Genomic DNA, 17,299 nt, shown 5'->3' on the forward strand with positions numbered 1-17,299 from the left:
GTGACATACGAAGAATTCTTGGGTATAGTGGCGCGGACGGGTGCCATCGGAAGGTTGCCAAACGGAGAACAGCGCATCTGTCTTGAGGCAGACCCTGCGATTCCCACAATGATCGTTGCTGGTCCGGGAAGCGGCAAGACGACGGTTCTGGTGCTTCGCGTGCTGCGGCACATCCTTGTCGATCATCTGCGTCCTGAGCAGATCCTGATTACCACGTTTACCGTTAAGGCGGCGCGGGAGATACGTAGCCGACTGATCGAATGGGGTGAGGCCTTGTTCGAACAGGCCAGAACCGAGCCGATTTCGCAAGCCGATCGGGAATTCCTGGCGCATGTGGACATCAATCGCGTTGTTACCGGAACGCTCGACAGCGTCTGCCAGGAGGCTCTTGGATCCGACAGGCATGCGGATGAACCTCCGCTCGTCACATTGGAGAGTTTCGCCGCCAGCGTCATCCTGCAGAGACGCGGCGGGCTCGGCGCGAGCTATCGGAACAATCAGGCCGTGCTCGGCGCATTTCTGTCTCCCTTCACGCTAGATGACGACCCGCCCACCACGCTGGCTGAAGCGGCCAACACATTGGTGCCGATCATCGACCGCTTTATCCAAGATCGGGTGGATGTGGTGAGTTTTGGGGCTGCCGACCAACCGGAGGCTCACCGGATCGTCAGCGAGATTGACGCGACATATCGTCGATATCTGCGCGAGAATAACTTGCTGGATTTCTCTGGCCTGGAAGAGGCTTTGCTCGAGCGGCTTCGCGCCCGCCTGGTACCGATTTTGCTTGCCGATGTCAGGGCGGTTCTCGTCGACGAGTATCAGGATACGAACGCCCTGCAGGAAGCGATTTATTTTGAACTGGTCGAGGCGTGCCAGGCATCGTTCACGGTCGTCGGCGACGATGACCAGAGCCTTTATCGATTTCGCGGCGCAACGATTGAATTGTTTCGTGCTTTTATCGATCGATGTCGTAACCGACTGGGCAGAGCCCCAGCAGGTCCTCTTTATCTCGTCGAAAATTACCGTTCAACCGACGAGATCGTCGCCTTCTTCAACGCCTTTGTTCGCACCGACCCGAACTTTGGCCCGGCCCGCATCCAGCCGCCCAAGCCCGTCATCCGACCGAACAATGGCCAGGGCCAGGTGCCGATTCTGGCAATGTTCCGGCCCGATTCCCAGACACTCGCCAACGACCTGACAGACTTCATTGAAGCCGTCTTCCGTGGGGGCGGTTATCGTGACCCTCAAGGCCGGCTGATCGACGACCTGCGAGGGAACGCCCAGGCCGGCGACTTGGGCGATGCGGTTCTCCTCGCCTCCAGTGTGCTGGAAATGCAAAAACCGTATTTCGGCAATCCCCCGAAAGCACGTTTTACCCATCATCTGCGCAACGCCATGGCAACCCGCAACATGAAGATGTTCAACCCACGCGGCCGGTCGTTGCGCGACATCGAGCATGTCGAGCAACTTCTGGGATTGGTACTTCTCTCCATCGATCCACCCGATCGACCAGGTGGAAGCCTTTATTCCTCGATGGCGATCACCAATGTCGCCAAGTTCTTCATGAACCGATGGGTGGCGGCAGCGCAGCAGTTTCTGCAAACAAATCCTCGGCCAGTCTACGGCCGAGCCCTGGCTCAAGAGATGTCTGAGTGGCGCGACTATTGCCTGCGCGGAATCGGCGATAAGGCATCTAGCCGCGACTGGCCGTTCCTCGACGTCATCTATGGCTTGATCCCGTGGCTCGATTACTTCGAGATCGATCCAGAGGGTCAAGTCTATCTGGAAGCGCTGTCGCGTGCCGCCGGACAGGCTGCGGGCTTCTCCGCCTACCGTGGGAGGCTCATCCGTCCGCAAAATCCGGGCTCTCCAGACGATCATGGCCGTCTCAGCATCGAGGCGATCATTCGGGACGTGTTGACGCCGCTCGCCGAAAACGTGATCGACGTCGACGAAGAGATCATGCCGAGCGTTCCTCGCGATCGATTGAACGTGATGACGATCCATCAGGCCAAGGGTCTCGAGTTTCCACTCGTGATCGTCGACGTCGGTACTGACTTTACGACGAATCATCAGAAGAACCGCTTTCGGCGGTTCCCGGAACAGCCATCGTCCACGGCGATGATCGAGGACCTGCTGGCGCCTTTCACGCCTGACCTCGGCGCTCTGCGCACGCAGCGCAACGGCCTGGATAGAAGTTTCGAGGACTTGATCCGTCTCTACTATGTTGCCTTCAGCCGGCCGCAGAGCGTTCTGATGCTCGTCGGATGCGACAAGGCCCTCAAGTGGACTAGCAATATTAAGAATGTCGCGCTTGGCTGGCGTCAGGACGAGAGTTGGGCGTGGCGCGACCAGTCGCCGCAACCAACCGGCCGTCGGTTGCCGGTAATGGTCAGCCCGCCGAACCTACTTTTCGTGTGAGGAACCTATGGAACTGCCGATCAAACGTCCGGATCGTATCATTCCGGACTACAGCCTCACCGGTGACGTCCTGTCATTTTCGCGCTGCCAACGCAGCTATCGCTATTACAATGGCTCCTCGCTTCCGCCCTCCCGACCCGTGCAGCTCTGGTATGGAGAATTTTTGCACGGCATGATGGAGCGCACCTATCGGCTTTGGCAGGAAAACCAGTCGCTGCCATTCCCACTTCACTGTACCATCCCCCAGGAGGGGGAACGTCCCGATGAACCGGTCGGCCTGCCTGCGCTCGACCTACGCGTGATCGGCTGGCCGATCGAGCAGGCGCTTGCACATCAGGGAAAATTCGCTCGCAGTTCCGACGCGCGGATATCGGCTTACGAGCGTGCCGAGGCAGTGATCAATCAGCTTGGGCCACATCTGTTCCCCTTGGTGGACGTTGCCGAACGGAAAGTGATTGGCACCCGTTTCCTTCTGCCGGGCCAGAACCCGAATGTCGAGCGAGCCACCCGCTACATCTTGGAAGGAATCATCGACGTCCTTGGTCACACACAACTCGATGACCAGCCGGAGGGCAACCCTTTGAAAGCCGCCATTGTCGCGGCGCAACCGGATCTCAACGGCGAATACGAAATCATCATCGACTACAAGGGATCGCGCCGCCCGCCGGTCGACACAGACGAGCGAAGCGACTGGCAGTTGGGCGAGTGGCAGGTACAAACCTATGCCTGGCTCAGATCGCAACAACCGGAGGCAAGGCCGGTTGCCGCCGCCATCCTCGTCTATATTGGCGAACTGTCGCCGGGTACGAATGAACTTTCAAACTTGAAACGCGAGATGCGCCGTGGCCGGACCGATGTCATTCCTGCCAATGGCACACCGGATTACTATCAGATCAATGCTTGGGAACCCGGTCGCCAAATCGATCTTTCCGACGACTTCAAGATGAGACGGGCGATCCGGATCATTCCGGTCACGCAAGAATCGATGCATGCTGCAACAGCAGCGATCGACCGCGTGGTTCGCGCGATTGAAGATAGGGTCGTGGACGAACGCACGAGCAATCATATTCGCCAAACCTGGCCCGCCGACAGCCAGGACGAAGCCACCTGCGTTGCGTGTGATTTCAGGGTCTCTTGCGAGCGGTACAACAGTCGCCCATGGCCGGAAAATGGCTAAAAGCTGCTTGGGAACGTCGGTCGTTCACTGGCAACCTAGTTCGCGACAAAGGGGCCCAATAGAAGCGATCCGTAGCCATTTATCAACGTACCCACGATGGCGATCGCGGGACCGTGCTTATATTCTGCGCGAGCGTCTTGGAAGCGTTGGTTCTCTTCCTCCGGGTTGACGAGAACGACACGACCCTCGACCTCCCTCACCTGACGCAGGATTGTTCTTCCACTCTCCAGCACCTTACGATCACCCTGCCGGATGAGCGGGCGAGCTATAGTCAGGACCCCTAGGATGATGATGGGCGCTCCGCCTGCCGAAAGCCAACCTGGATCGCCAAGGACAAACGCAAGCGCTACATGAACGATAAGAACCACAGTCGCCAGCAGCCAGCCAATTGCAGGATTGAAGGCACGCCATTGTTCCAGCGTGGCGATAACTGCGAAAAGCCAAGTGCGACTCATATGTAGTCTCCTGTTCGACGGCGTGACGATTCCGCAGTTTCCATAGCAGGAATAAAAGCAGTCTGCAGTTTTTTGGTTGACCTTTTTGCGGTGTCGCAGTTATTTCATGAGCTAGTTTGATCTCTGCAATTAATTGGGGAACCGCACATTGGTATGATGACGCATTTAATCCTTACGACGTGCACGAACCGGAAGCGATACGATCACAGTCCCGCCCTCTCCGCGCGTGCGCTTCCGTATGGGAGCCTGCGAGATGTAAGTGATGAATGGAAAACCAGGATATTGGCGGCCCCACCAGTTGCCTCCGCTGGAGATCTCTATCGTGGTCGCTCTTTTTCTGAGGCGACCGCAGCAGCCCGCGAAATCGGAGCACCGCTTTGCGTTGTTTCCGCTGGGCTTGGCTTTCTGACGGCGCAACAGGCTATTCCGTCCTATAACTTGACCGTTTCAAAAGGGACGTCGGACTGTGTCTTGGATCGCATCACCCCTTCCGCCTCGGCGGCGGAATGGTGGCGAACGCTTGTCGATCAAGATGCGGTACGTGGAACACTTCGCTTGGTAAATGGGCTGATTCTCATCGCTGTCGGGCCGGCGTACTTGAAAATGCTCGTGCCAATTCTTTCAGATTTGCCTGAGGAGACCATCGACCGTCTGCGGATTTTCGTCGGACCAGACGTTTCTATGCTGTCAGAACGTCTCGTCGCTCAGACCCTGCCCTACGATAATCGGCTGGATGGTCCAGATAGCCCGATTCGGGGAACAAAGATCGATTTTGTGTCGCGGGCGCTTCGCCACTTTGCCACGATCGTTATGCACCAATATCCGACGGCGCCGATTGCGAAACAGGCGAAACACGTTGAAGAGTTATCACGACATTGGGGCCGCCCCAATGTCCGTCCTGGTGCTCGTCGTTCTGATGCAGAAATCAAAAGTCTTCTGCGCCAGCACTGGGATCGTACAGGCGGACTATCGACGAAGCTTCTCCGCGTTCTTCGAGATGAATTGTCTGTCGCTTGTGAGCAGAAGCGCTTCTCCCGTCTGGCCTCTGAGGTCCGGAGCGAGGGGATGTCAGTATGAGTATTGAAGATAACCTCGTTGTTCGCGCAGTGAAGACGCAGCAGGGCGATGGGATCGACGTTTATGCATTCTTCCTTTACGGGTCCGATCTGACCCGAGTTGCTGATATCAGCAGAATTCACAGGGACGAGAAGGAGTTGAAGGGGTTCCAGCGAAAAGAAATCCGCAGCCACGTCAACTCGATCGTTGAGTTTCTCGATAGCGGTCCTGTCCTTTTTCCGAACGCAATCACGCTGGCACTCTCCCCCGAGATCCATTTTGAACCGTCACGTGGACCAAAACCGAACGGACTTACTGAGGTTGGTGCTTCCGGCACCCTCACCATCCCCTTTCGAACGGAGGGAGACCGGGCGGCGTGGATCGTCGACGGTCAACAACGCTCTCTTGCCCTGGCCAAAGCGAAGAACAGCCGGTTCCCGGTTCCCGTCATCGGGTTCGTCTCTCGGGATCTGCAGATGCACCGCGAGCAATTTATACTTGTGAATAAGGTCAAGGCATTGGATGTGCGCCTGATTAATGAATTGTTGCCAGAAGTCGGCACACTTCTGCCGAAAGATTTGGCTGTTAATCGACTGCCGAGCGAACTCTGCAATCTTCTCAACAGACAGCCGAAATCGCCATTCTATAAGCTGATCAAGCGGGCCTCGGACAAAATTGATGACGCCAGTGTAGTGAGCGATACGGCGTTGATAGCCGCGATCAAACAGAATTTGCGCCCGCCACTCGGTGCGCTCAGCCAGTACAAACATTCCCCGGAGACGGCGAATCCCGATGCCATGTACGAGACTTTGGCACTTTATTGGTCGGCCGTGCGTGACACTTTTCCAGCTGCCTGGGGACGCGCTCCGACTGAGAGCCGGTTGATGCATTCTGCAGGCATAAAGGCGATGGGTGCGCTGATGGATCAGATCATGCTTCGTGCCGACAGTTCAGAAAATCCAGATATCGAGATCCGTGAAGCGCTCAAGCGCCTAGAACCCCATTGCGCTTGGACGGACGGTGTCTGGGGAGGCCTCGGCTGGGCCTGGAACGAAATCCAAGGTACGCCACAGCACATCACCAAGCTTGCTGACCATCTGATGCAACTTGACCGCAAGCTGTCGAGACCGAGCCGATGAAGTTCATTTTTGCCGACAGTCTCGATCACGTGGACCCTGGCTATGACTTTGTGCGCGACCGGTACGCCGAGGGAAGAGTCCCTTATTGGGATGACGCATACCCACACGAGATCATGGGCTACGCACCTTACGACGGCATGCTCGTCTCCCGCGGGATCGTAGGCGGCGTGGCCGTTGGAGGCAAATACACCGAGGCTCAGGCGATGCGCTTTCGCCGCGTCGGTGCCCGTGAGTTTTTAAGGCTTGATAAGCCGGCGCTCGATAAGCTCCCGATATTTGGCGATTGTGGTGCTTTCACTTATCATAAAGAGGAGCGCCCGCCCTATACGCCAGAGGATACGGCTGAATTCTACGACGACGGTCAGTTCACGCACGGCTGCTCGGTCGACCACATTATCTTCGATTTCGATGAGAGCCTTTCCGGCTTCGAGGGGGGCACAGAAGACGCCCGCCGGCGCTTCGACATTACTCTCGAAAATGCTGCGGAATTCCTCAAAGCCACATCCCATATGTCCGGTCGTTTCGTCCCACTCGGTGTCATCCAAGGATGGTCTCCGGGTAGTATGGCGGAAGCGGCACGCCGCCTGGTCGCGATGGGATATGAGTATCTAGCGCTCGGAGGCACTGTCCCTTTGAAGTCGGGGCAGATCAAAGCTTGCCTGCGCGCCATCCGTGATGTCATTCCGTCAGGCGTCCGGCTCCACATCCTCGGGTTTGCGAAGGCGGATGAGATCGAGACGTTCCAATCCTTCAACATCACGAGTTTCGACACCACCTCGCCGCTGATTCGCGCGTTCAAGGACGCCAAAGCGAATTATTATCTTCCAACGTCCAGCGGCACTCTGGCCTATTACACCGCCATTCGCGTACCGCAGGCACTCGAAAATCCGAAGCTGCAGCGCTTGGCGAAACAAGGCGCCTTGAATCAAGAGCAACTCGTTGCGATGGAAGCTCATGCCCTGAGCGCGCTACGATCGTATGATCGAGGAGATCTCGGCCTGGAAGACACCCTTGAAGCGGTCATTGCCTACGCGGCGCCGGCGCTGATGGGGGCGCCTATCGGCGAACTTCCGGGCATAAAGGCTGTCGAGGAATTGCGTAGCCGCTATAGGCGCACGCTCACCGATAGGCCATGGAAGATGTGCGGGTGCCCGATTTGCAAGGCGCTTTCCATCGAAGTGGTGATCTTCCGGGCAAGTAATCGGAACAAACGGCGCGGCATTCATAATCTCGGGGTCTACGAAGCCCTCGTCCGCAATCTACCATGCAGAAGTGAATTTGATGACGATATTCAGGTTTCCAGCGATCAAGGCGCGACAGAGCGAGCAGCACACAGTGGTGTCGTTTGCAGCCCTTGCCTCTGAACTACAGCAATTTGCCTTCATCGAGCGCGTTGCGCGCGACAGCGGCGGCCGCCTGAGCGGTTTTCAGCGCCCACAGATCGCGGGGCATATTCGGGAGATCCGTGACTATCTCGAAAAGTCGGAAGCGATCTTGCCCAACCCGATCGTCGTCGCCTTCACATCTGGAATCGAGATAGAGGAAGTGGACGCGTTCGGACGCTGTGTGGTCAAAATTTCCTCGGATGACGGGCCTCCGGGCTTCGTCGTTGACGGTCAACAGCGACTGACGGCGCTTTCGCAACTGCCTGACAAAGATTTCCAGGTATTCATCTCCGGTGTCGTCTGCGAAGACGACGCCGAACTTCGCCGGCAGTTCGTACTGATCAACAACACACGCCCCCTGCCGAAGTCGCTGATCTACGAACTGCTTCCGACCGTGGGCGGCCTGCCTAGACGTCTCGGCGATCGTGCCTTCGCCGCGGAACTTGCAGCGCGTCTAAACTTCGATGAAAATTCGTCCCTCAAGGGAATGATCCACCAGCATACCAATCCTGCCGGGATCATTCGTGATACCGCCATCCAACGAGTTATCATGAACTCGGTTACCGACGGGGTCATGCGGGAAATGATCCGCGAACCCAATGGCGAAGAACTTTGCTTCCAGGTGATCGAGCAGTTCTACGCAGCTGCGAAATACGTCTTCAAGGATGATTGGAAGAACCATACTCCCAAGTCTTCCCGCCTTGTTCATGGCGCAGGCGTCATGGCGTTGGGCTACGTGATGGAGGTCCTGGCGCTGCTCGATGGTGCCCGAACCTGGCAGGCTTTCTCGAAAGGCCTGTCGTGCCTGGTCGGCAAGACCGCGTGGACGTCCGGAGAATGGGAGTTTGGTCCGGATGATCACCGCCATTGGAAATCAGTGCAAAACGTCAATCGCGACATTGTCACCCTAGCCCAGTATCTGATTACGATTGTGCGTGCCGATGCGAAAGCGCGTCGAGCAGCCCTCACTGAACCGCCGGACGGTTCGCCGGAGGCACTATGACCTATTCCGTGAAGGAACTGTTCAAGACCCTCCAGGGAGAGGGTGCGCAGGCCGGGCGTGCGGCGGTTTTCTGCCGTTTCGCGGGATGTAACCTTTGGTCTGGTCGGGAGGAAGATCGGGCGAGATCGATCTGCCAATTTTGCGACACCGACTTCATCGGCACGAATGGCATCGGCGGGGGCAAATTTGCGCATGCGGCAATGCTTGCCACGGCGGTCGAAAGAACCTGGGGACCGGAAATGCGAGGACGCTTCGTCGTGTTCACCGGGGGGGAACCGCTATTGCAACTCGATGCACCACTGATCGAGGCCGTTCATGCCGCCGGCTTTCAGATCGCGGTTGAAACCAACGGAACGATCGAGGCTCCAGCAGGACTGGACTGGATCTGCGTCAGCCCAAAGGCGGGTTCCGAGTTGAAACAACGGTACGGAAACGAGTTGAAGCTCGTCTATCCGCAGGTTGGCGCCGATCCCGACCAGTTTAGCGATCTCGCCTTTGATCACTATTGGCTTCAGCCGATGGACGGACCCCGGCGGCAGGAGAATACGGCGTCGATCGCCGCCTATTGTATCGACAACCCGCAATGGCGCCTCAGTCTCCAGACGCACAAGATGATTGGTATCCCATGAAGATCACGCAAGCCTTTACCTTCGAAGCGGCACATCGGTTGCCGAACGTTTCAAGCACCCATAAATGCCACCGGATGCACGGCCACTCTTATCGCGTCGATGTCCAACTTTCGGGAAAGGTCGACCCACACACAGGCTTCGTGATCGACTTTTTCGACGTTGAACGCGCTTTCAAGCCCCTCCTGGAGCAGTTGGACCACCACACTTTGAATGACATCGACGGGCTCGAAAATCCAACGGCTGAAAACATCGCTGTCTGGATCTGGGAGCGCGCCAAACCCCTCCTGGCGCAATTGTCGTCGGTCAAGGTCTTTGAAACTCCTTTTTGCTGGGCGGAATATGATGGCGACTGAACATCAGGGCGGCGCACTGGTCCTCTTCTCCGGTGGCCAGGACTCCACCACATGCTTGGCGTGGGCGCTCGATCGCTTCCAATCCGTAGAGACCGTCGGCTTTGACTATGGCCAACGGCATAGGGTGGAGTTGGACTGCAGGGCGAAGCTACGGACCGAACTGGGCAACATTAACCGCGACTGGGCAAATCGCCTTGGTGACGACCATACAATTTCCCTTTCGGCGCTGGGCGAAATCTCGGACACGGCGCTGACCCAGGACATTGAAATCGAGATGGCGAGCAGCGGACTGCCAAATACGTTCGTGCCTGGCCGCAACCTGATATTTCTGACATTCGCGGCCGCTCTTGCTTATCGCCGCGGGCTGAAGCATGTCGTCGGCGGCATGTGTGAGACTGACTTCTCCGGCTATCCCGATTGCCGTGATGATACAATCAAGGCGCTTCAGGTCGCTCTCAATCTCGGAATGGAGAGCCGCTTCGTGCTTGAGACGCCTCTTATGTGGATCGACAAAGCAGCGACCTGGCAGCTTGCAAAGGGTCTGGGCGGACAGTCGCTGGTCGACGTGATCGTTGAAGACACGCATACATGCTACCGCGGCGAGCGCGGCCAACGGCATGACTGGGGCTTTGGATGCGGCGTCTGCCCTGCATGTGACCTGCGGGCTAAAGGGCACAGTAAATTTATTGCCGAAGACGCGACGAGCACGGGAGATCTCTCATGACGGATTCGGATCGCACACGCCGCATTGAAGGCGTCGTGTTTCTGCTTGCATTCACGGCCTGCATCCCCGCCGCGAACTTCATGATCGGGAACATTGGAACGTTTTGTGTACCAGATGGCCCGTGCCTGATACCCGTCGGGTTTGGATTAACCGCACCAAGCGGCGTCCTTCTTGTTGGTTTGGCGCTGGTTCTTCGCGACTTGGTGCAGCGACGCCTTGGACTTTTGTGGTCTGTTGGAGCAATCCTGGTTGGTGCAATTCTGTCCACTACATTCTCTGCGCCAAGCCTTGCGATCGCCTCTGCTTCAGCATTTCTTGCCTCCGAACTGGCTGATCTCTTTGTATTTACGCCGCTGCAGCGCAAAGGATTGATTATGGCGGCCCTCTGCAGCAGCGTTGTCGGACTGGTTGTCGATAGCGCCATGTTTCTCTGGCTCGCGTTCGGTTCGTTCGACTTCCTGACGGGGCAGATCCTGGGGAAGGCGATTATGGTGTTCGCCAGCCTTCCCTTTCTATTCTTGCTTCGCAAACACGATCGCAAACGGGGGCTCTATCCTGCATGACTAACGGCAATTCTGAGGATCCAGTCGGTCCTTTCCGAGCAATCTGGCATGCGCTGCGCGGCTCTCCCTTCGAACACTACCCGCAGGTTTCGCAAGACGGTGTTGTCAAACATCTTGAAACCGGCCTAGTTATGGAACGCGCGAGCGGCGAACTTGCTCAATTGAAAGCGCCAACCAAGGATAGCATCGAAGCACCACTGAAACTTGCTCGTCAGTCTCTCGACGAGGTTAAGGCGCTGACCGACTACCAAGACGGCAAGGCGACCAGACTGCTAACGATTATCACGTTCCTCAGTGCTTTTTCTGGGGTCCTCTTTAATCGCTTTTCCGATACTTACCCCCTGCAATTTTTTTTAAACGGCTTGTCCCTCGCTAACACGGCGACCTACAAGACGGCGCTCGTCCCTCTATGTTACCTGCTGTTTGCTGCGTTTGGGCTCTTGGCTGCATCCGGCGCGCTGGTGACGTTTCACGCGATCCGCGCCCGGTTTCGATATCCTCGGGTTGCAAGTGAAAAGGGCAAGCCTAAATCGTATGTCTTCTTCAAGCCAATCGCGGAGGTCGCCCCTGAGGATTGGAGCAAGGCCTTTCTATCAACTGACCCGACCAAGCTGAACGATGATCTGCAGCTAAACTATCTTAAGAACTACATCGCCGAAGCCTATCTGGTCGCAACCAAGGTGGCCGACAAGCTGCGCTATCTGGAACCTGCGCAGCAACTGCAGTCTTGGGCCATCAAAGCGCTCATCCTTTGGCTCCTTGCTCTCAGCATCACGTTTATCTTTTTAACGCCGCCACAAAAGGATTCTAATGGTGCGATTCGAACGGCGGTCGCCACCGACTGTGCCGCAGGTCAAAGAGATGTCGCAGCCATCGCTAGCCAGCACTGCCAATAGAACCCGCCGCGACAACGCGGCGCCGGTCGTTTGCCTGGATGCCGACAACACCTTATGGGATACAGATGGGGTGTTTGCGGCAGCGCAGCTTCGGTTGCTGGCGAACGTCATTGGTGCAATCGGGGTCGATACTGCAGAAGAGGATCGTTTGGCGTATGTACGAGAGATCGACCAGGAGCTCGCGTCGCGCCATCACCTCGGCCTCCGATATCCTGCTCGTTTGCTGATTGCGGCGCTCTGCCATAGGCTGCTCGGTGATGATCCGAGCCTTGCCGCCCGAAAGACCTGGAACGATCCTTCTGCAGTTCCGCTGGCGAAAGAAGTCATCGAAGGGATCGAAAAGCAATATCTTGCCGATCTACGAGAGACACCAGCACTTTTGTCAGGCGTACATTCGGGGCTCGAACGATTGCACCACGCCGACGCAACTCTCGTTCTCGTCACAGAAGGCGGGCGCGACCGCGTCGAAAATCTGCTTGTAGCCAACAAAATTGACAAATATATCGACCGCGTTATCGATGCGCCGAAGCGTAAAGAACTTTTCCTACGGTTAAGACGCCTCTTCGGTGCCAACGTCCTTGTTTATATGATTGGCGATCAAGTAACGCGTGACATTCAACCGGCTGCCGAGGCCGGTCTTCGCACCATTCATATTCAAGGGAAGTTTCGACCGATCTGGGAGGTCGGCGCGGCGGCTCTGACAGCACGCGAAGCGAAGACGTTCGAGGACGCTGCGAACGCCATTCTTGCCGGCGGCTGAGACTCTGTGCCGCTCGCCTGTTCTATGCTTTAGGCAACTGCTTGTCTTCCAGAGGCCGCCCCTCCCGCCGGGCTATTTCTGCCTCGATAGCGGTCCGGATGAAGCTGTGGCAGAAAGCTTCAGCTTGGTCATGTAGGCTCCTTCGCGGCACCATAGGCCTGCATGACAAGGTCCCTGTTGACGATGACGCGAACCGGGAACCCTGGACGGATGGTAAGCGTCGGCTGGATGTTGAGCTGCCTGCTGACGATTTGCTCGCCGACATTCGAGGCGGTGCCTTGGGCGCTTTCCCGTATCGCCTGGGCGATCTCGCTCTCCTCGTCGTCGCTGCCGATCTGCGTGCCGACGCCGAGCAGCGTCGAGAGTGCGGCCGCCTTGAACAACTGGCCCCAATGATAATCCACCTCGTCCTCAAGGCCGGAGAAGCCTTGAGGATCGGTGCCCTGCAGGCGCTCAAGGACGATCGAGGTGCCATTCGGCATGACGACGCGGTTCCAGACGAGCAGCACACGCGACTGTCCGAAGGCGACCTGACTGTCGTATTGGCCGATGAGACGAGCGCCCTGCGGAATGAGGAGATGCGCGCCACTCGGGCTGTCATAGACGTTCTCCGTCACCTGTGCTGTGATCGATCCGGGCAGATCTGACTTAATGCCGGTGATGAGGGCTGCGGCAATGACAGACCCGGCCTGCAAGACATAGGGTGACGCCTTTTCCTCGACCCGATCGGGGCTGACGGTGCGCCGATCGGCCTCGGCATTGACAAAGGCAAGCTTGCGGTCCTGCATGTTCTGGGCCGCTCCGGTGTCAAGTGGCGGGACGGCGTCAGGCTGTGTCAGCGCATTGGGATCAGCCGTGGTGGTCCGCGTGTTGACAGGTTGGTTGCTGTCGTTGCGTTCGCCGCGGCTCTCGGTGAAGAGCTTGGCGACGCGCGCGGCCTCGATTTCGGCGAGACGGCGCTGCTCGTCCGGATCGGCGCGCGGCGTCTGGATCGACGGCACGATGACCGGCTTGCCTTCCTCCTGGGCCTTGAGGATCGGCTTGCCGAGATCCCCGGGAAGCGCCGGCCCAAGTTTCGGGATGCCGGTATAGTCCTTCGGCAGGTTGGCAAGTCCGTCGGCCGGGGTGCGGTTTTCAGTGTTGTAGAGTTCGGACGGTGCCTCACCCTGTCGCCGGCTGGTGTCTAGGGCGAAGAACAGCGCCGCGGCGATGGCGAGCCCCGAGACCCCGCCGAGACCGATCAGCACCTTGCGCGACAGGCGGGTGACGCGCGCCGGCGCCGGCCGCAGCCGGAACTCCGCTTTAAGATCGGACGGACCTGTCATCGGCTTCTCTCCGAGGAGAACAGTGCCGTGCGATTAGCAATCCGGCGGCCGTCGGTGCGCACGATGCGCACGCGGCGCTGGCTGTCCTTGTCGCCGAGCCGGAGTTCAGCCGCCGCAAACAAGCGATCGACGACATAGTAGTTCTGCCGCGCACGGTAGTTCACCAGCTCGGAATTGCCTGATGGACCGATGACGAAGAGCGGTGGCATTTCGCCCTGGGCGATGCCGCTCGGGAATTCAATGTAGACCTTGGAGCCGTCGTCGAAAGCGCGCAGCGGCCGCCAGGGCGCGCCATCGCCCTCGATTCGGTAGCGGAAGTTTAGCTTCGAGATATCGATGCCCGCCGCCACGGCCTGAGTTTCAACGGCGCGGGTATTCTGGCGGCGAAGCGCGATCAGCTGATCGGCCGGATATTGCCAGGAGACGGAGGCCATATATGTCTTTTCCGTCGAGCGCAGTTCGAGATGATAGGTGCGCAGGTTGGTGTTGATGACGAGGTTGGTCTGCAGCTCCGATCGCGTCGGCTTGACGAGGATGTGAACCTGTTTGGCAGCGCCCGTGCCGCTTTCGGTGTCGCCGATGATCCAGCGTACTGTGTCGCCGGCAGCCACAGGGCCGGAGCCGACAAGCTCTTCACCCGGCTGCAGCGCGACGTCGGTGACCTGGCCGGGCGCGGCATAGACCTGATAGAGCGCACCGACGGCGAAGGGATAAACCTGCACCGCGTTGATGAAGCCCTCCCGGACCGGCTGCATGCGCGCCGCCTCGTTGGCCGCGGCGATCCGCGCTTTCGGATCGGACGGTTCCGGCTTCTTCCTGCGCTCGTCGATCGGCTTCAACTGCCCTGGAAGCGGTAGCGGCTTTGCCACTTCGACCACCTTTACCGGGCCGACCGGATCGACAAGTCTCACCGCCGGCGCGGCATCGTCATAATCGATCTCGGGCGGAATGAATTTATTTGCGCAGCCGGCCAGCGTCGTGGCTGCGAGCAGCGCAGTTGCGAATAGTGCACCGCGGCCGGATCGGGTCCTATTCATGGATTTTCTGATTGGCCCCTTCATTGCGAAAGCTCCTTCGACCAGTTGATGGCGTTGATGTAGACACCGAGGGGATTGGCGCGCAGCTTGTCGGCAGTCCGCGGCCGTTCGATCACGACGGTGAGAATGGCGGTCCAGCGCTCGGTGGATGCGAGCTGCCCGTTTTCGTAGCGGCGTTCGCTCCAGGCGACGCGAAAACTCTCGGGTGAAGCGCGGATGACGGAGGAGACGTCGACGGCGACCTGGATCTTTCCGACCTTGGTGAACGGGTCGTTGGCACGGGCAAAGTCGTTGAGGGCGACCGCGCCGCGATCGGTGGTGAACTCGTAGGCGCGCAGCCAGTTCTGACGGACGATCACAGCGTCGGCCGGGATCGCGCGGACGTTTTCGATGAAGCGGGCGAGATGCCAGGCGATCTGCGGGTCGGTCGGCCGGTAGTCGGCCGTCGCGGGTGCCACCGCCTGCGCTTCGCCAAGCTTGTCGATCTGCACCACCCAGGGCACCACGGTGCCCTGCGTCGATTGCCAGATCAATGCGGCGGCAAAGCCACCAGCGAGAATGAGCGAGCCAAAGGCCATCAGCCGCCAGTTCTTTGCCTGCACACGGGCGGAGCCGATCCGCTCGTCCCAGACCTGGGCGGCCTTCTGGTAAGGGGTTTCGGGCTCGGGCGTTCGGGCATAGCGCACGGAGGCGCGTTTGAAAGGGTTCATCTGTGGTCATCCTGACGGAGGGAAACGGACAGGGAGCCGCCACCGTGATCGCCGGAGCGGACGGAATGGGCGGCGGTGCTGACGCCGTGCTGGAAGGCTTGCTTGCGCTGCATGCGCTCGGCCCAGGGTGGCGGCGACGAAAATTGGGCAGTTCCTCCCGCGGACTCACCGGCTTTTGCCGACGCACCTGCGCCAACCTCATTGCCGCCGCCCGTGACCTTCCAGCCAACCGCCTGCCCTGCCCCATAGCTGGCGCGCAGCGTCTCGTTGGACCGACCGGCGGCTTCCTTTGCCTTCCCCATGGCAAAGCCGGCGCCAGCCTTGGCGATGCCGGCGATACCCGCGGCGGCGCGCCCGCTGCTGCCGGCATCGGAGGCGCTACTCGCAAGCCCATAGGCGGTGCTGGCGCCACCGGCGGCAGCCGCCCCTCCCCGCATCGCGCCACCGACCACGCTGGCTGCAGCACCCATGCCGGCCCGCGCCCCGACATAACCGGCGGCTCCGAGGCCAGCGGCCGCCAGACCGGTTCCGACGGCAGCACCGGCGCCGAGTTGCGGCGCACCGGAGACGAGCCCAGTGGCAATGCCGGGGCCGAAGATGGAGAGGCCCATGAGCGCAAGCGCACCGAGCACCAATGACAGTGCTTCCGAGATGGACGGCTGTTCGGAAAAGCCGGCGGTGAACTCGCTGAAGAGGCCGGAGCCGATGCCGACGATGACTGCGAGCACCAAGATCTTCACACCCGAGGCGACGATGTTGCCGAGCACCTTTTCGGCGAGGAAGGCGGTCTTGCTGAAAAAGGAAAACGGGATGAGCACGAAGCCGGCAAGTGTTGTCAGCTTGAATTCGATCAGCGTGACGAAGATCTGGATCGCCAGGATGAAGAAGGCGACAAGCACGATCACCCAGGCGGTCATCAGCACGAAGATCTGCACGAAGTTCTCGAAGAAGCTGACATAACCCATCAGGTCGCCGGCCGCCTGCAGGATTGGATTGCCGGCGTCGATACCGACCTGAGCGACGCGGCCCGGCTGCAGGAGTTCGGTGCTGGAGAGCGAGGAGCCGGCCGCCTTCAGTCCGAGACCGGAGAAGCTCTCGAAGACGATGCGGGCAAGGCTGTTGAAGTTGCCGACGATATAGGCGAAGAAACCGATATAGAGCGTCTTCTTGACGAGACGCTGAATGACGTCCTCATCCGCGCCCCAGGCCCAGAAGAGACCGGCCAGCACGATATCGATCGTGATCAGCGTCGAGGACAGGAACGCGACCTCGCTGCCGAGCAGACCGAAGCCGGAATCGATGTAGGAGGTGAAGGTCTCCAGGAAGCGATCGATGATGCCGGTGTTCATGGCTTCACCGTCCGATCGACCCCGGAGGCCGGTCCCGTCGGCTCGCTGGATTGCGACGGTTTCAGAAAGCGGCGGCGGCTTTCGAGCCAGAGCTTCAGGCAAGCCTTGTCCTTGAGCGCTTCGGCGCCGAGGTCCCGGCAGCGTATGAGCTCCCTGCGCGCCTCATTCTCAGGCTCGCCACCCAGATTCAGTGACCGCAAGACGGGGCTCTCTTCCGGTCCCTGTCGCTGGCTCATGGCCATGAGCGTCGCGGTAAGTCCTGCTCCAATGGCAATGACAGCGGTCATCCGGGCGGCGATCTTGAGGTCCATTGGTCC

At 58.9% G+C, this 17,299-nt stretch carries 18 protein-coding genes; 12 read left to right on the plus strand and 6 right to left on the minus strand.

Annotated features, from left to right (window positions below):
• Positions 1-108: 108 nt before the first annotated feature.
• Together KQ933_RS30965 and KQ933_RS30970 are read left to right on the plus strand one after the other, a co-directional pair.
• Complete coding sequence (locus tag KQ933_RS30965; RefSeq protein ID WP_253958378.1) at positions 109-2,421, plus strand: ATP-dependent helicase; 2,313 nt, start codon at positions 109-111, stop codon at positions 2,419-2,421.
• A gap of 7 nt (positions 2,422-2,428) precedes the next feature.
• A complete protein-coding gene (locus KQ933_RS30970) occupies positions 2,429-3,598 on the plus strand; it encodes a PD-(D/E)XK nuclease family protein (RefSeq protein ID WP_216759823.1) in 1,170 nt (389 codons plus the stop codon).
• 35 nt (positions 3,599-3,633) lie between these two features.
• Here KQ933_RS30970 and KQ933_RS30975 read toward each other — a convergent pair whose 3' ends face one another.
• Positions 3,634-4,053, minus strand: a complete 420-nt coding sequence (locus KQ933_RS30975; RefSeq protein WP_216759824.1) for a hypothetical protein — start codon at positions 4,051-4,053, stop codon at positions 3,634-3,636.
• Between the two features lie 471 nt (positions 4,054-4,524).
• On the opposite strand from KQ933_RS30975, the gene KQ933_RS30980 reads away from it, so the two are divergent.
• From KQ933_RS30980 to KQ933_RS31025, 10 genes are read left to right on the plus strand one after another with little or no spacing between them, the layout of a single operon-like run.
• Complete coding sequence (locus KQ933_RS30980; protein ID WP_216759825.1) at positions 4,525-5,130, plus strand: hypothetical protein; 606 nt, start codon at positions 4,525-4,527, stop codon at positions 5,128-5,130.
• A complete protein-coding gene (gene dbpB / locus KQ933_RS30985; RefSeq protein ID WP_216759826.1) occupies positions 5,127-6,248 on the plus strand; it encodes a DGQHR domain-containing protein DpdB in 1,122 nt (373 codons plus the stop codon). Before KQ933_RS30980 ends, dbpB (KQ933_RS30985) begins: the two co-directional genes overlap by 4 nt.
• Complete coding sequence (gene dpdA, locus KQ933_RS30990) at positions 6,245-7,612, plus strand: tRNA-guanine transglycosylase DpdA (RefSeq protein WP_216759827.1); 1,368 nt, start codon at positions 6,245-6,247, stop codon at positions 7,610-7,612. The genes dbpB (KQ933_RS30985) and dpdA overlap by 4 nt, the downstream gene beginning before the upstream one ends.
• On the plus strand, positions 7,530-8,636 hold the full coding sequence (dbpB, locus tag KQ933_RS30995) for a DGQHR domain-containing protein DpdB (protein ID WP_216759828.1): 1,107 nt from the start codon (positions 7,530-7,532) through the stop codon (positions 8,634-8,636). Before dpdA ends, dbpB (KQ933_RS30995) begins: the two co-directional genes overlap by 83 nt.
• On the plus strand, positions 8,633-9,265 hold the full coding sequence (gene queE / locus KQ933_RS31000; RefSeq protein ID WP_216759829.1) for a 7-carboxy-7-deazaguanine synthase: 633 nt from the start codon (positions 8,633-8,635) through the stop codon (positions 9,263-9,265). Before dbpB (KQ933_RS30995) ends, queE begins: the two co-directional genes overlap by 4 nt.
• Positions 9,262-9,618, plus strand: a complete 357-nt coding sequence (gene queD / locus KQ933_RS31005) for a 6-carboxytetrahydropterin synthase QueD (protein ID WP_216759830.1) — start codon at positions 9,262-9,264, stop codon at positions 9,616-9,618. Before queE ends, queD begins: the two co-directional genes overlap by 4 nt.
• Positions 9,608-10,342, plus strand: coding sequence for a 7-cyano-7-deazaguanine synthase QueC (gene queC / locus KQ933_RS31010; RefSeq protein ID WP_253958379.1), 735 nt, complete (start codon positions 9,608-9,610; stop codon positions 10,340-10,342). The genes queD and queC overlap by 11 nt, the downstream gene beginning before the upstream one ends.
• The gene (locus tag KQ933_RS31015) at positions 10,339-10,905 is read left to right on the plus strand and encodes a VUT family protein (RefSeq protein ID WP_216759832.1); all 567 of its coding nucleotides are present in this window, start codon (positions 10,339-10,341) and stop codon (positions 10,903-10,905) included. Before queC ends, KQ933_RS31015 begins: the two co-directional genes overlap by 4 nt.
• The gene (locus KQ933_RS31020; protein WP_216759833.1) at positions 10,902-11,801 is read left to right on the plus strand and encodes a hypothetical protein; all 900 of its coding nucleotides are present in this window, start codon (positions 10,902-10,904) and stop codon (positions 11,799-11,801) included. Before KQ933_RS31015 ends, KQ933_RS31020 begins: the two co-directional genes overlap by 4 nt.
• Positions 11,767-12,561: an HAD family hydrolase gene (locus KQ933_RS31025; protein WP_216759834.1), complete on the plus strand. Its 795-nt coding sequence runs from the start codon at positions 11,767-11,769 to the stop codon at positions 12,559-12,561. Before KQ933_RS31020 ends, KQ933_RS31025 begins: the two co-directional genes overlap by 35 nt.
• A 128-nt stretch (positions 12,562-12,689) precedes the next feature.
• Here the strand turns inward: KQ933_RS31025 and KQ933_RS31030 are convergent, their stop codons facing one another.
• From KQ933_RS31030 to trbK-alt, 5 genes are read right to left on the minus strand one after another with little or no spacing between them, the layout of a single operon-like run.
• Entirely contained in the window at positions 12,690-13,886 is a 1,197-nt protein-coding gene (locus KQ933_RS31030; protein WP_216759835.1) for a TrbI/VirB10 family protein, read from the minus strand.
• Positions 13,883-14,923, minus strand: coding sequence for a P-type conjugative transfer protein TrbG (gene trbG, locus KQ933_RS31035; RefSeq protein WP_216759836.1), 1,041 nt, complete (start codon positions 14,921-14,923; stop codon positions 13,883-13,885). The genes KQ933_RS31030 and trbG overlap by 4 nt, the downstream gene beginning before the upstream one ends.
• 20 nt (positions 14,924-14,943) lie before the next feature.
• Positions 14,944-15,633, minus strand: a complete 690-nt coding sequence (gene trbF / locus KQ933_RS31040; RefSeq protein WP_216759837.1) for a conjugal transfer protein TrbF — start codon at positions 15,631-15,633, stop codon at positions 14,944-14,946.
• A complete protein-coding gene (trbL, locus tag KQ933_RS31045; protein ID WP_216759838.1) occupies positions 15,630-16,982 on the minus strand; it encodes a P-type conjugative transfer protein TrbL in 1,353 nt (450 codons plus the stop codon). Before trbL ends, trbF begins: the two co-directional genes overlap by 4 nt.
• Entirely contained in the window at positions 16,979-17,293 is a 315-nt protein-coding gene (gene trbK-alt / locus KQ933_RS31050) for a putative entry exclusion protein TrbK-alt (RefSeq protein WP_216759839.1), read from the minus strand. Before trbK-alt ends, trbL begins: the two co-directional genes overlap by 4 nt.
• Between the last annotated feature and the right edge of the window lie 6 nt (positions 17,294-17,299).

This window comes from Rhizobium sp. WYJ-E13 (assembly GCF_018987265.1).
In the GTDB taxonomy this organism is placed as follows: Bacteria; Pseudomonadota; Alphaproteobacteria; order Rhizobiales; family Rhizobiaceae; genus Rhizobium.